The organism is Sphingobium sp. MI1205 (assembly GCF_001563285.1).
Taxonomy (GTDB): domain Bacteria; phylum Pseudomonadota; class Alphaproteobacteria; order Sphingomonadales; family Sphingomonadaceae; genus Sphingobium.
The window spans coordinates 2531547-2545647 of sequence record NZ_CP005188.1 but is presented as its reverse complement, the minus strand read 5'-3'; the positions used below and the strand labels follow the sequence as shown (position 1 = coordinate 2545647).

Sequence of the window (14101 nt, the reverse complement as noted above, 5' to 3'; positions counted from 1 at the left end):
CAGGTGAACGCGAAATATGCTTGTCAGCAGTCTTGATGAATGAAAGTGGTGGCGTGTTCGATGTCGGAGCGTGGGGCTTAGTTCGATGGAAATTCGCCACTTTGAATATCAATACGTCTAGGACGGTCGCTGCAATTAAATCGCTCATTCCACCGGTAATTTACCACGCGGCGTACCAAGCGATCATTGTGAAAAATATTCCAGACAGATCTGCCTACAAGCCGCATTACTCGCCATGGCTTGAGCCTGACTTCCAGAGCGGCGCAGAGGCTGTGCGTGGGAATACATGTCTGAAGGCGGAGAGTATCTATACGCTCCTACACTTTCTCGAAGAAGTGCTGTGGCTTGGAGGGGACGTGATGGAGTGCGGCGTTTGGCGCGGAGGATCGGCCAAGCTCTTATACGAAAAAATCCGAAAGATAGCCCCTGAAAAGCACCTTCACCTATTCGATTCGTTCGAGGGAATGGCCGAAACTGATGCAGCTTTGGACCGCCACGAAGCAGGGGACTTTAGCGACACCTCGCTTCAGCACGTACAGAACTTTATCACCGGCTCAGACGGCGACGACGCAGCAGTGGTGTTTCACAAGGGGTGGATACCGCAAAGCTTCGCCGGTCTTGAAGATCTGAAGTTTTGTTTTGTGCACATCGACCTTGATCTTCACCAATCGATTCTCGACGCCTTGGCTTTCGTCTATCCAAGGCTCCACCCGCGCGGCGTGATCATTTTTGATGATTATGGGTTTGCGTCCTGTGCCGGGGCTCGCAAGGCGGTGGATGAGTTCTTTGCAGACAAACCGGAAGCGCCGTTCGTTCTTGGTACAGCCCAAGCAATTGTTATCAAAAGGTAGCGGTAGACTGGTCTGTAAGCTGACCGGCACCGCACCAATTTCTCCCAAGTTCAGGTAAACGCCTTCTTCTCGTAGATGGTGACGATCGCCCGCCCATCCCACACATAGCACAGGTGCCGCTCTTGGCGGCAGTTGGCGAGCAGGCGAGGGCGGAAAACCGCGGCGCATTCGCCGCCGGAGTGGCGTACGCTTTGATAGGCGATGCCGTCTGATCCTTGGCTGCGCAGTTCCGCCGCAAGAGCCTGACTGGCTGTGTAGCTGTCCGTAGCATAGAGAGCAGCCTGCTCCTCACGTAGATTGCGGACATCGTGCAGCAGCGCATCGAGGTCGGCCGCATACACGCGCATGTCGAGTTCCTGCGCAGGTTCCGAGCTGTATGCCATGAAGCGCGCGCGGTGGTAGCCGGTTTCGGCGATCGCTGTCTCGATCTCTCTAGCAGCATAGAACAAGCCGAAGGTCCCATCGGAAAAGCGGCTTCCATCCAGATTGAGGTGCGTGAAGGCAGCCATGATGGCCGAGGTTCCCGGCCCCGAGATGCGATCCTCCGGCGGCACGAGGGTAAGGTCGCCGACCTCGTCCCGGAGCCGGTCATTAGTCATCGCTTCAATCGCGTAGACCGCTTCAAGGTCGGCTGGGTCGGCCACATCTTCGAACAGCGATATGGGTGGGAAACGACTTGCGACGATCCGGTAGCACGGCTGCCACCGCGCCCGTGCCGTAGGAATGGCTTTCATCAGCCGCGCTGCGCGTCGATATATTGGCGCACTACATAGAGATCTGCGACATTGCCCGAGGTCATCCGTTCGATCGCTGGACGTCCGGCGAAGAGCGGAGCCTCATTGGGCTTACGTACCCATTCGTCAGCGGTGCGCGGCAGGAGCAACTTCAGCCCCTTGTAGATTCCCAAGACGTAGGAAATTCGCTCGAGCGCGTCCTTCGGAATCGCGGCGACCGCGCCCCGCTTCCAGGTCTGAAAAGTGGAGCGGTTATCGAGCCCGAGAAGCTTCATCTGCTCGGCTTCCTTGAGGCCCCACGCCTCCGCAATGCGGAAAAATGTACGCAGCGCCGGACCTGTGAGATCCTTGCGGCTATGTGCTGTGGCGTGGGTGCCGACGTGGGCTGTTGTCGCCATCAGCCAATCTCCTTCTTACCTCTTATGTATAATATCTATACACAATATCAAGATTGACCAATTTCTATTCTTCTGCCTTGGCAAAGGCGAAGGCATGCACCTCTTCATCGTAGGGGACGAGAGCTAACGGCAATCCGCGAAGCGGTTCCCAGATGAGATTTCGTTACTGAAGGCTGCCCAGCGCCAACTCGCGATGACGAAGGAATTGCAGAGGGCCTGCCGTTGGTTAAAGTGATAGGAAAGAGCGATCGTCATGAGGAAAATGATCGGTTGGGACGCAAGTGTCGACCAGCAATCATATAGGAGCGTCTGTAAATCGTGAACTGAGCGGGAGCCTCATCGCACACCGATCTCGATCGCTGTTGGAACCTACCGGGTGTGCTGGCGGAACCAGTCAGCCATTTCTTCTTCTGACAGTTCGCCACCCGCGAGTGCGACGAAGGCCACCACCAATTCGGCATCCGTGGCGGTCAGCTGGCTTCCATTGAGCATGAGAAATGTTTCGCTCACCACTGCTGCGGTCCTTTTGTTGCCGTCGACAAAAGGATGGTTCCGCGCGATGCCGAAGGCATAGGCAGCAGCTAAATCTGCGGCATCGGGTTGGCCGTATCCCGCGAGATTCATAGGACGGGCCAAGGCACTATCAAGTAGGCCCTCGTTCCGTATGCCGCCGTCCCCGCCATGTTCGGCCACCTGCTCGGCATGAGCGGCGATGGCGACTGCAGAAGTAACCCATATCCAACCCTGCATTGGTTATTTGGCAAGCTCACGGAGCGCGCGCTTGCGCCGAAGCATTACCTCGCGCGCCGTCGCCATCTGGGCTTCAAAATCGGAAGCAGCCGCACTTAATTCTATGCCCCGGGGCGTGGTAACCACTGAAAGGGTTTCACCCACTTGGACATTGAGGTGCGCCAAAAGATCGCGAGGTAGTATGACGCCCGCGCTATTACCAATCTTTGTGATCTTGAGAGCGCTGTTCATACGGCGGTTATAACTTATCCGCACCTAGGCGGCAAGGGCAGAATTGCTCCTACTTCAACCATCCCGGCGGATCGCGTGAGTGTTGATCGCCCCCTGCGCCGAGGCGATCGTGATGCTCGTAATTGTTGAGATCCTCGAAGCGCTTGAATGAGTGGATGAATCCTGCGGTGCTGCATCATTCAGATGTCGCCTTCGCGGCATAATGCGCCAAGCAGCACGCCGATTTGAGGTGCCGATCCGCCTCCACTCTCCTTTGCGCGGAATTTTCACGCATGTGAGATGCGAGATAATCCTTTCGCGGGCGGCGCTATATGTCCAATGTCACCGTGGTCGAAGCCTGCGATGAGCTTGCGGCCCTGCCAGCCGATATCCTGACGACGAGATTGGAGGGCTTCATCGAAGCCGGCTGCTTCACCGGACGTTACGAGGGGCCGGCGCGCGGCGCGATGGAGCAAAGCTTCGAGCACCTTGCGCGGATATTCGCCCGCGCCGAGACGCCGCGCCTATCGGGCGTCCAGATGAAGGCGCCGATGCACCTCGCACCCGATGGCGCTCTCCTCCCGGCCGTTGATCTACCGTTCACTCATATTTTGAAGCCTGCCGGAACCGCAGGCTTCGAGATGCTGCCGATATCGAATGGCTCTGTCTGGAACTGGGGCGCGCCGCCGGCTTTGCGACGCCCAATATCGTGCTCACTCCGATGCCGGACGGCATGTCGCCCGCGCTCATTGTCGAGCGTTTCGACATTCGACACGGCGCGGACGATCAGCGCCGGCTCGCGCTGGAGGATTTCTGCTCGGTCCTCGATCTTCCGGCATTGGCGAAATATCAGGGCATCATTGAGCGCATAGCACGCGGGCTGCGGCCGCTCTCGACGGATCCCGCTGCCGACCTCGACACTCTGTTTCGTCGCGCGATGTTCGCTTGGCTGATCGCTGACGGCGATATGCACCGCAAGAATCTCGCGCTTCTCAAGATCGCCGCACCGGATGCGAAGCCTTCACGTCGGTTCGCTTTGCGCCGCTTTATGCGGTTACGACGCGAGTCTTTCCCGGACTTGGCGGCGACCGGATGGGGCTCAAGCTCAACGGCAAGGATGATCGACTGGCACGCCGAGACTTCATGGCGCTCGCGCGCACCATTGGCTTGCCTCAGGGCGATGCCGATAGGGCCATTTTCGAACTGATCCACCGTCTTGCAAGCGCGGTCGAAATCGTCAGGCTTCCGGGCTTCGCGAGACCCCGAGGCTGCTGCTACTGCGCAAGGCCAAGTGTCGGCGCTCGTCGGCGAGCGCTGCGCTATGCTCGCGAGCGATGCCCAATAGATCGGCTTGCCCGGTGGGCATGGGCATCGTGGATGCGAGTTAACCGTGGAAGGGAAGCGAGGGAGGGCCCCGACCGTTAGATCGATAGTCGCCTCTTTCATAAATCATAAATCACGCATATCATGATTTATAGAAAGGCGTTTCATCGATCATGCTTTGGAACTGGCAACTCTCTGACTGGACCCAATTCGGCTTCGACGAGGCCCTCTTGCGCGATCGGGAGGCGCGGTTTCTCAAGGGCGCCGGTGTCATCGTCGGATCGATGCATCATCTCGATGGGGAGGCGCGTCAAGGGATCGTGATCGAGCTGATCTCGCAGGAAATGGTCGATAGCTCGGCCATTGAGGGTGAGATTCTGGATCGTTACAGCGTCCAGTCCTCCATTGCCCGCCAACTTGGCTTTGCGGCCGACAAGCGTCGTTCCAATCCAGCTGAGGCCGGTGCGGCCGAGTTGATGGCTGACCTCTACAGGCGCTATGCCGAGCCGTTGACCGATCGGCTCCTGTTCGACTGGCACAAGATGTTGATGAATGGGAGGCACGATCTGGCAGCCATCGGCACATATCGGACCCATGCCAATCCCATGCAGATCGTGTCCGGCGCGCTGCATGCGCCCCGCGTTCATTTCGAGGCGCCGCCGTCAGGCCGGGTGGCAGAAGAGATGGAGCGGTTCATCACTTGGTTCAACGATAGCGCGCCGCAGGCCAACTTGCCCATGCCTGCAATCACGCGGGCGGCGATAGCCCATCTCTGGTTCGAGACCGTCCACCCTTTCGAGGATGGCAATGGCCGCCTGGGTCGCGCCATAGCGGAAAAGGCGTTGGCGCAAAGTCTGGAGGCGCCGACGCTCACCGCCTTGGCGACCACCATCAACCGCCACAAGAAGGCCTATTATTCGCAGCTGCATCAGGCTAGCCGGACCAACCAGATTGATGCCTGGATGGGCTGGTTTGCCGACATCGTGCTGGAGGCGCAGGGGCGTACCATTGAGAGCATTCGGTTCTCGATCGAAAAGACCCGCCTGCTTGACCGTCTGCGTGACAGGATCAATGCACGGCAGGAAAAGGTGTTGATCCGCATGATGGCGGAAGGACCGGACGGCTTCGTCGGAGGCCTGAGCGCCCACAATTATCGCACGATCACCGATGCCGCCTCGGCGACCGCAACCCGTGATCTAGCGGAACTTGTCGAACTTGGCGCGCTGGATCGGGTCGGCGAGCGGCGCTACGCGCGCTATCATCTGACGATCGCCAGCAAAAAAGGGCGGTGACGGCGCGGACGGGTACGTCCAATTCAGTGGGCCGCTTCTTTGACCAGGGGTCAGTTTCAGACCATTTGACGAAAATGGCCCCCGGTTCGGCGACGCCAAAAAATCACTCCGCTGATCAACTGGAGTCCGCTCACTCTGGTTGCCAGAGATCAAGCGGTCCAGACTAGTGATCCAGATTTGCGTCCACACCGAGACGCAAGGCGGCAGCCCGCAAGCGCGTGTCACGTGTCCAGAATAGCACGTCAGGCGTTAGCCACATTGCTGCCAGCAGATGTGCATCGATGTAGCCGATGCCAATGCCGAACAGCCTGTGACGGTCAATGAAGGCATGAACCTCCTCATCGTGCGCGACGAGAGCTGATGGCAATCCGCGAAGCCCTTCGAGGATGAGATATCTTTGGCGAAGGCTGCCCAGCGCCAACTCCCCAATAACGAAGGGATGGGAAAGAACCTGCCACTGGTCGAGTGATCGGGCAAGGGCGGAATCATCATGACGAAAATGATCGATCCAGACGGAAGTATCGACCAGGATCATGCAGGATCATGCAGGAACGGGACGTCGGCGCGGAGCGGCTTCACTATAAGGCTCAGTGCCGCCAAGACGGGCAAGGCGCGCGGCGCTCTCCCGTTCTATGAGAGCCTTAAGCGCCTCACGAATAAGCGATTATTTCTCGGTTAAGCTGGTGAAAGACTGAGCCAAGATGCCGTCGCGGATATCGCTGTCACTTCCACCGCTTCTTCTCATTCTCGTCGTCCGTTCTCGTCTTATCCTTGAGTTTTGTATCTCGAGATGATACGTACCATATCATGATACAGAGCGTTAAAGGGAAGCTGATGGAGCAGGTGCTCGCCGGTAAGGCGGGCAAGGGCTTCCCGTCCGATTTGTTTCGGGTTGCTGTCCGCAAAGTCGCCATGTTGGAAGCTTCTATAAAGCTGGACGATCTCCGTGTTCCACCAGCCAACCGACTAGAAGCTCTTTCCGGCGACAGAGCAGGGCAACATTCGATTCGGATCAACGACCAGTGGCGCATCTGTTTCACTTGGTCCGATAATGGCCCGGAAAATGTTGAAATCGTGGACGACCATTGAAAGGAGAACGCTCATGACCATGCTGCAAGTGCCGGTCCATCCCGGCGAAATCCTGAAGCATGAATTTTTGGAGGAAATGGGTATTAGCGCGGGGAAGCTGGCAAAGCATATCCATGTACCCCGCACGCGGATCGAGCGCCTATGTGCGGAGGAGACTTCCGTCACCACTGATACCGCTATGCGGCTGGCGCGGGCGCTGGGCACGACCGCAGAGTTCTGGCTAAACCTTCAGGCGCATTATGACCTACTGGTGACGGACGCAGCGGACATAAAGGAAATAGAGCCGCTGCTTGCAGCCTGACCCTCTGTCATGCCATCCCGAGCGGCCATTCTTCTCCAAGTGGAGCAAAAAAGTGGAGCCGGTTCCCGCCGCCGATTCCACCTTTTGGCCCGCTCCCTTCAGCTCAATTTGTTGATGGACTCGCGCATGTGATCCACGCTGACGCTGGAATAGCGCTGGACCATCCGCAGTGACTTCCAGCCGCCCATGTTCATGATGGTGATGAGATCGATGCCCGCCATGACGCAGTGAGACGCCCAGTGATGGCGCCAGTCATGAACGGTGAAATCCTCGATGCCCGCTCGCTTGCAGGCCGTCGCATGCTGGTTCTTGATCGGATTGCCGCCGGGGATCTTCGACTTGCGCGTGTCCGAATAAGGTTTGCCAAACCGGTTGAGGAAGACGTGACCCTTGGTCGGCTGTCCTCGTTTTTCCCAGATCGGCCGAAGCACATCGAACAGGCGAGGATGCATCGGCACAGACTTGATGACCGCGTTCTTGCTGTGATTGAGCCGGATTGATCTTTCCTCCATGTCGACACCATCGACGCCCCACGGGATCTGCAAGGCTGTCTGGATCCGCGGACCCTGGAAAGCCAGCATGATGATAATAGGTTGGATGTGAGGGGAATAGGCTGCGATCAGCCGATCGCGGTCTTCCTTGCTAAGGAAGCGCACCCGCTCATTGTTGAACGGGATTGCCTTGATCCGCAGCGGCGGAAGATCGTGCAGATCGTAATGGACATTGATCGCTGCCTGAAACACCGATCGATAACGATCCTGACCACCCGGGTCATGGCCGGTCAGGTAAGCGCGGCGAAAATGCTCCCATGCCTGTTTGGGTTCGCGCAGGCTGAAGTCGCCGATGATGCCATTCAGTTTGCCGATGCGCAGGATGTCGGACGCGCAAGGAGGCTTGGCCTTTGACAGATAGCTATCGAATGCGTCGGCGATGGTTCCTTGAGCGACGAGCGCAGCGGGACCGAACATGAGCTGGTGACGCAGCTTCGTTTCATGCTCCGCCATCAGATGGGCCGCCGCATCGCGATCGGTTGTCCTCAGGCTGAACTCCTGGACCTCGATATGCTTGTCGCCAAGCGAGACCGAACCTCGAATATAGTAGATGCCTTTCTTCCCACGGGTACGGATTGAAAGCATGTGATCTTTTCCAGTCGGATGTGATGTCGCGCCTCCGTCGCGCGGATTTACCCGCATTCCTGAAGGCGAGACACGCCATGTTTCGTGAAGATGTGGCACATTCCGGTGCACGCACGGCGTCGGCCATGCTGGCCTAAGAAAGAGTGCCACGAGCCTTCGAAGGCTCGTGTGTGTTGGGGGATCGCGGGCTCTATGGAGCTCGAAGGCAGCGTGTCTTCTTTTGCCTGCAGGTGAGATTGCCTGCTTTGTGGCGACGCAGCACCGTTTCGCTGGCGTAATATGCGCCCGATGCGCAACCGTAGAAACGACCCGTCCGTCGGTCGATGATGAGGCATCATGCGGCTCTGCGCGACCACGTCTGCGAGGCGCGAACGAATCGGGATTTCGCGGGGTTCGCCCGGCATTTCCATGCCCAGAATTTGCCCAAACAGGGTGCAATTTGCCCAAAATTTGCCCAGAAAAGTCGTGGGCACGGCAGGACTGAACGCCGTCTTCGGGCAAACAAAAACCCCGCAAAACCTGAGGTTTTACGGGGTTTTCGATGGTGGGCGTGGCAAGGATTGAACTTGCGACCCCTGCGATGTCAACACAGTGCTCTACCACTGAGCTACACGCCCACGGGAGTTGCGCCAATAGCGGCGGTCGGGGGGGTGTGCAAGCGGGAAATTCGCTTGCGCGTTCAATTCTCTGAACTGGAGTGTTCAGCCCTCCGGCGCGCGGTCAAACGCCGGTTTTCAGTTGAGTCCGGTCATGCTGTTGCTGCCAAAGATCCGGTCGATTTCCAGCACCAGGTCGCGCAGATGGAAGGGCTTGGACAGCACCTTGGCCTGCGGCACGGCCTTGCCGGCCTTCAACGTGACGGCGGCAAAGCCGGTGATGAACATGATTCGCATGTCGGGCGCCACCGTCGCGGCATGCTGCGCCAGTTCGATGCCGTCCATCTCCGGCATGACGATATCGGTCAGCAACAGGTCGAACGGTTCACTGTCGATGTACGGCACCGCCTGCGCGCCGGTCGCCACAGCCACCACGTCATAACCCGACCGCTCCAGCGCACGGGCGAGATAGGTGCGCATGCTGTCATCATCTTCGGCCAGCAAAATTCGAACCATCGCTTGGGTCAGTCTCGTCTCTGGCCGTTTCCGGCGGATCTTGTGCGGCACCCCTCGCGGGTGGCGCTGCATGCCGTTATATGCGACAACGAACATGGATATCCAGCCGGGTAACCATTTTTGGTCGCGTCCTGTGGAAGGAGATATTTTGAGCTATTCCGCACCGCGCGTTCCGGCCCAATCCACCTTGTCACATGATTTGTACGGACCGGAGCGGCCGATCGCTCCGGTCATCATTTCCGTTCCCCATGCCGGACGCGACTATGACGCTGCGCTGCTGGATGCGGCCAGGGTCGCGCCGGACATCTTGCGGCGGCTGGAAGATCGCTGGGCGGACCTGCTTGCCCATCCGCTGATCGACCGGGGCTATCATGTTCTGGTTGCCCGCGCGCCGCGCGCCATGATCGATCTTAACCGTCACGAGCGAGAGATTGATCCCGCGATGGTTGCGGCCATGCCGCGCGACGTCCCGTTGCAGGGCAGTGCGAAGCTGCGCGGCGGACTGGGCCTCATTCCCCGTCGGCTGCCCGGCGCCTATGAATTGTGGCATCGGCCGGTCGGCTGGGACGAAGTGCGCCGCCGCATCGACCTGATCCATCGCCCCTATCATGCCACGATCAGCCGGATGATGCGCGCGGCGAGGGAGGCGCACGGCCACGCCGTGCTGATCGACCTGCATTCCATGCCGCCGCTTGCGCCCACTGCGGCGGGGCAGCCCGCACCGGGGGTCGTGCTGGGCGACCGTTTCGGTCGCGCCGCTTCTACGCGCCTGATGACGCTGGCGGCGGATGTGCTGGCGGGTTATGGGCTGACGGTAGCGCAAAACCATCCCTATGCCGGCGACCATATGATCGAACGGCATGGGAAGCCGGCCCATGATCTTTATGCGATGCAGGTGGAAGTGGACCGCAGCCTTTATCTGGACGCGGCGCTCGACAAGCCCGGTCTGGGCCTGCCGCGGCTTCAGGCGATCATCGGGGGCCTTGTCGAAGCAATCGCCGCCGAACTGCCGCGCGCAACCTATCCGCTCGCTGCCGAATAGCCGAACACGCCAGCCTCAGCCGTCAACTCACCTGCTGGTCCGGCAGGGCGGCCGTGGGGCGCGAACCCCATAGCGCGTAGAAGAGGATGTACAGTTCACACACCGCCGTCAGCAGGAAGGAATTTTGCAGGCCGTAATTATCGGCCAGCCATCCCTGCACCACGACCAGCGATCCGCCCGCGATGGCCATGATCAGCAGGCCCGACCCTTCTTCCGTCAAGGGCCCCAGGCCGCGGATGCCCAGCGCAAAGATGGTCGGGAACATGATGGAATGGAAAAGGCCAACGAGGATCAGCGACCACATCGCAATGGGGCCATCGGACAGGACCGTGACGATCATCACGATGAAGGCGCCGGTGGCGAACGCGGCCAGCACCTTGCCTGCATCGACCCTTTGCATGATCGCGGAACCGACAAAGCGGCCGACCATCATGCCACCCCAAAGGAATGTCAGGTAACGGCCCGCTTGCTCATGGGTAAGGTTCGCAATGTCCGGCTGGCTGACGAAATTCACGAACAGGTTGGCGACGCCGATCTCTGCCAGAACATAGATGAAGATCGCCGGAATGCCGAACAGCAGGTTGCGATGCGCCCAAAGGGAATGTTTCTTGCGCTCTTCCCGCGCCATCCGTTTCGTCGCTGATCCCATGGCCGGCAGGGGGAAGCGGGCAATGACGATCGCCAGCGCCACCAGCACCAGCGCGACAATGCCATAGGGCAGGATCACCGATTGGGCGTCGGCAATCCGCTCCGCCTCGGTCAGCACCGTTCCGGCGGTCGACGTGCCGCCCTTTGACCGTCCCAGGATCAGATAGGCGCCGAACAGGGGCGCCAGCATCGTTCCGGCGGAGTTCATCGCCTGCACCAGATTGAGCCGAGACGATGCGGTCTCCGGCTTGCCGACCACGACGACATAGGGGTTGGCGGCAACCTGAAGCAGCGTGATACCGCTGGCGATGATGAACAGCATGGCCAGCGTCACGCCATAAGAGGGCAGGCTGGCCGCCAGCATCATGCCCAGCGATCCTGCCGCCATGATGAGCAGGCCGATCACCAGCGACGTCTGATAGCCCACGCGCTCGATCAACTTGGCTGCGGGCAGGGACGCGACGAAATAGGCGATGAACCAGACGGACTCGATCAGCGTCGTTTGCGTGTAGCTAAGGTCGAACACGCTGCGCAGATGCGGCAGCAGCGTATTGTTGATGACGGTGATGAACCCCCACATGAAGAAGAGACTGGCCAACAGCGTCAGGGCAGGGCCGTAACGGGTGGCGGGGTGTTGATCGGCCACCGTTGCGGATGATGAGAGGGGGGCTGGCATTCATCTTCTCCAAAAGCGGCGGTCGGCTTCTGCTTTTCTGAATGTGTCGGCGTATATATCGGCTGATCGAGCGTCAACTTGCCTCGGTTGAGGGGTGGACGTCACGCATTCGGCCGGGCCAGCCATAGTTATCGAACAAGATCGTTCTATTGCCTCGTGCTACCGATGCCGCGCCCCGCGATCTGCCGCTTCACCATCATCTGGCGCAGGCGCTCCATGTCCGCCATTCCGCCTCCTGACCGCCGGTTTTAAGGGGTGCGAAGCGGCCGCGATCCTCTGCGCCACTATACCCCTTTGCCGCCGAACATGCGGTGCCCCAATCCTGCCGCAAGTCGCGAAGGGCCGCCTGATCGTTCAGCCTTCGCTCTATCCGGCCTGCCGCGCAACCCGCCGGTCCAGCATTTCCCGCACCTTCCCCGCCAACTTGGCATAGGTGAAAGGCTTGGTCAGCAGTTCAACGCCCGGATCCAGCCGCCCATGGTGGAAAATGGCGTTCCGCGCATAGCCCGTCGCAAACAATATCTTTAGTTCCGGTCGCCGGGCCGACGCTTCTCGCGCGACATCCGCGCCGGTCATCCCGCCGGGCAGCACGACATCGGTGAAAAGCAGATCGACCGGCGGCGCGGCCTGCTCCAGCGCGGCCAGAGCGGCGGCGCCGTTGCTGGCTTCGACGACGCGGTAACCCAGTTCGGTCAGCACCTCCACCGCATAGGCCCGCACCTTGTCGTCATCCTCGCACACCAGCACTGTTTCATGGTTGCCGCCGGGGGGCAGGGGCGGGGCTTCCCCCGGCGCATCCCTGTCATTGGCGACGACCGGCCCATGATAGCGGGGCAGGTAGATCTTGACGCTCGTCCCGTGGCCGACCTCTGAATAGACCCTGATATGGCCGCCGGACTGCTTGATGAAGCCATAGACCATCGACAGGCCAAGCCCCGTGCCCCGTCCCACATCCTTGGTGGTGAAAAAGGGTTCGATCGCGTGGCTCAACGTGTCGGCGTCCATGCCCTGACCTGTATCGGACATGCTGATCAGCACATATTGACCCGGCGTCAGATCGTCTTCCTGCGCGGCATAAAGATCGTCGATATGGGTGTTGGCCACTTCGATGGTCAGCTTGCCTCCGTCCGGCATCGCATCGCGCGCATTGACGGCCAGGTTCAGCAGGGCATTTTCCATCTGGTTGATGTCGATTTCCACGGGCCAGGCACGCGCTGTCTGGATCGTTTCCACTTCGATCCGCTCGCCCAGCGTGCGGGCCAGCAGGTCGGACATGTGGCTGACCAGCCGGTTGGGATCGACGCGTTCGGGGGTCAAAGGCTGGCGACGGGAAAAAGCCAACAGCCGTTGGGTCAGCATTGTCGCTCGCTCGGCCCCGGCCATGGCGTTGTCGGCTGCGCGGCGCAGCCGTTCATTGTCCTTCAGCCCGCGTTGCAGCAGTTCCAGATTGCCGGTGACGACCTGCAACAGATTGTTGAAGTCATGCGCGACCCCGCCGGTCAGCTGGCCCAGCGTCTCCATCTTCTGCGCCTGCCGCAACGCGGCTTCCGCTTCGGCGAGCGCCCTGGCGTGGGCGCGCTGCTCGGTAACGTCGCGCGCCACGCAATAGATCAGGTCCTTGTCGGGCACCGCCGTCCAGCTGAAGGTGCGATATTCGCCGCCTTTGGTGCGAAAACGGTTTTCGAAGCGAAGCGTGGGCGCGCCATTCTTCAGGGCTTCTATCTCGCCTTGCGTATGCGCAGCGTCATCGGGATGCTCCATCCATTCGGACGTCCGGCCGATCAGCTCCTCTTCGCTCCATCCCAATATGTCGGTCCAGGCCGGGCTTGCCGACAGCCAGACGCCGTTCATGTCGGCGACCAGAAACGGATCGCGCGCCAAGGTCCACAGCCGGGTGCGCTCGGCCAGCGTTTCGCGCTCGGCCCTGACGCGCCTGGTGGTTTCACTGACGATGCACAATGCGCCGCCGATCGATCCGTCGCCTTCGAACACGGGCGAATAGCTGATGTCGAAAAACACCTCTTCGCCGCGCCCACCGTCGCGCTCGATATAAAATGGCCGATCCTTGGCATGAACGGTCTCGCCATTTCGTATGACGGACAGCAGCAACGGCTCCAGGTCGTGCCACAGCTCGGCCCAGCTTTCGCGCGCCGGGCGGCCAAGCGCCGCGGGATGCTTGTCCCCGATCGTCGGCGCATAGGCTTCATTATAGATGGCGCACAGGTCCGGGCCCCAAAACAGCACGATCTCCGCCTTGGCCGACAGGATCAGCCGTACCGTCGAGACCAGCGCCGGGGTCCAGCTTTCCACTGGCCCCAGTGGCGATTGATCGTCGATGCGCGCTGTCAGCTCGCCCAGCGGACCCTGCGCGGCGATCAACCCGGCGACGCCGTTCGCCAGCGCCGTCATTGATTATCCTCTGTTAAGAACTGCATAGACGGGGATACGCCTGTCTGCCCAATTGTATCCCGGACCGGTTGCGCGCTGCGACCTTTTGTCCATTGGTCGCCCTCTTGCAACAGCAGGGGCATCGGCGCAT

The 14101-nt window shown here is 60.0% G+C and carries 15 protein-coding genes and 1 tRNA gene; 6 read left to right on the top strand and 10 right to left on the bottom strand.

All coding sequences use genetic code 11. The annotated features are described in order from the left end of the window. Window positions 1-35: 35 nt before the first annotated feature. On the top strand, window positions 36-851 hold the full coding sequence (locus tag K663_RS12475) for a TylF/MycF/NovP-related O-methyltransferase (RefSeq protein ID WP_062118036.1): 816 nt from the start codon (window positions 36-38) through the stop codon (window positions 849-851). 50 nt (window positions 852-901) lie between these two features. Here K663_RS12475 and K663_RS12470 read toward each other — a convergent pair whose 3' ends face one another. The 4 genes from K663_RS12470 to K663_RS12455 form a co-directional block, all read right to left on the bottom strand. Next, window positions 902-1585: an RES family NAD+ phosphorylase gene (locus tag K663_RS12470; protein WP_062118033.1), complete on the bottom strand. Its 684-nt coding sequence runs from the start codon at window positions 1583-1585 to the stop codon at window positions 902-904. Beyond that, the gene (locus K663_RS12465) at window positions 1585-1983 is read right to left on the bottom strand and encodes an antitoxin Xre-like helix-turn-helix domain-containing protein (protein WP_062118031.1); all 399 of its coding nucleotides are present in this window, start codon (window positions 1981-1983) and stop codon (window positions 1585-1587) included. Before K663_RS12465 ends, K663_RS12470 begins: the two co-directional genes overlap by 1 nt. 369 nt (window positions 1984-2352) lie before the next feature. Next, window positions 2353-2733 (bottom strand): type II toxin-antitoxin system death-on-curing family toxin, encoded by a 381-nt coding sequence (locus tag K663_RS12460; RefSeq protein WP_062118028.1) that lies wholly within the window; start codon window positions 2731-2733, stop codon window positions 2353-2355. 3 nt (window positions 2734-2736) lie between these two features. Then, window positions 2737-2964: an AbrB/MazE/SpoVT family DNA-binding domain-containing protein gene (locus tag K663_RS12455; RefSeq protein WP_062118025.1), complete on the bottom strand. Its 228-nt coding sequence runs from the start codon at window positions 2962-2964 to the stop codon at window positions 2737-2739. Window positions 2965-3595: 631 nt separating this feature from the next. Here K663_RS12455 and K663_RS24895 point away from each other — a divergent pair. Next, window positions 3596-4150: a HipA domain-containing protein gene (locus K663_RS24895; protein WP_335339094.1), complete on the top strand. Its 555-nt coding sequence runs from the start codon at window positions 3596-3598 to the stop codon at window positions 4148-4150. Between the two features lie 289 nt (window positions 4151-4439). Continuing rightward, window positions 4440-5558 (top strand): Fic family protein, encoded by a 1119-nt coding sequence (locus tag K663_RS12445; RefSeq protein ID WP_062118022.1) that lies wholly within the window; start codon window positions 4440-4442, stop codon window positions 5556-5558. 163 nt (window positions 5559-5721) lie between these two features. Here the strand turns inward: K663_RS12445 and K663_RS12440 are convergent, their stop codons facing one another. Continuing rightward, complete coding sequence (locus tag K663_RS12440; RefSeq protein ID WP_062118019.1) at window positions 5722-6093, bottom strand: type II toxin-antitoxin system VapC family toxin; 372 nt, start codon at window positions 6091-6093, stop codon at window positions 5722-5724. Between the two features lie 299 nt (window positions 6094-6392). On the opposite strand from K663_RS12440, the gene K663_RS12435 reads away from it, so the two are divergent. Together K663_RS12435 and K663_RS12430 are read left to right on the top strand one after the other, a co-directional pair. Beyond that, window positions 6393-6647: a type II toxin-antitoxin system RelE/ParE family toxin gene (locus K663_RS12435; protein ID WP_235589441.1), complete on the top strand. Its 255-nt coding sequence runs from the start codon at window positions 6393-6395 to the stop codon at window positions 6645-6647. Window positions 6648-6660: 13 nt separating this feature from the next. Then, on the top strand, window positions 6661-6948 hold the full coding sequence (locus K663_RS12430) for a HigA family addiction module antitoxin (RefSeq protein WP_062118013.1): 288 nt from the start codon (window positions 6661-6663) through the stop codon (window positions 6946-6948). Window positions 6949-7046: 98 nt separating this feature from the next. Here K663_RS12430 and K663_RS12425 read toward each other — a convergent pair whose 3' ends face one another. The 3 genes from K663_RS12425 to cpdR all read right to left on the bottom strand — a co-directional run bounded on the left by K663_RS12425 (window position 7047) and on the right by cpdR (window position 9196). Then, window positions 7047-8585, bottom strand: coding sequence for a tyrosine-type recombinase/integrase (locus K663_RS12425; RefSeq protein ID WP_235589440.1), 1539 nt, complete (start codon window positions 8583-8585; stop codon window positions 7047-7049). A 41-nt stretch (window positions 8586-8626) separates the two neighbouring features. Further along, window positions 8627-8701 (bottom strand) — tRNA-Val (locus tag K663_RS12420). A 117-nt stretch (window positions 8702-8818) separates the two neighbouring features. Beyond that, window positions 8819-9196, bottom strand: coding sequence for a cell cycle two-component system response regulator CpdR (cpdR, locus tag K663_RS12415; RefSeq protein WP_062120855.1), 378 nt, complete (start codon window positions 9194-9196; stop codon window positions 8819-8821). A 148-nt stretch (window positions 9197-9344) separates the two neighbouring features. Between cpdR and K663_RS12410 the strand changes: the two genes are divergently transcribed. Continuing rightward, window positions 9345-10238: an N-formylglutamate amidohydrolase gene (locus tag K663_RS12410; protein ID WP_062120852.1), complete on the top strand. Its 894-nt coding sequence runs from the start codon at window positions 9345-9347 to the stop codon at window positions 10236-10238. 22 nt (window positions 10239-10260) lie between these two features. Here K663_RS12410 and K663_RS12405 read toward each other — a convergent pair whose 3' ends face one another. Next, a complete protein-coding gene (locus tag K663_RS12405; RefSeq protein ID WP_062118009.1) occupies window positions 10261-11562 on the bottom strand; it encodes a sugar MFS transporter in 1302 nt (433 codons plus the stop codon). A gap of 366 nt (window positions 11563-11928) precedes the next feature. Then, on the bottom strand, window positions 11929-13971 hold the full coding sequence (locus K663_RS12400; protein WP_062118007.1) for a hybrid sensor histidine kinase/response regulator: 2043 nt from the start codon (window positions 13969-13971) through the stop codon (window positions 11929-11931). Window positions 13972-14101 lie beyond the last annotated feature (130 nt).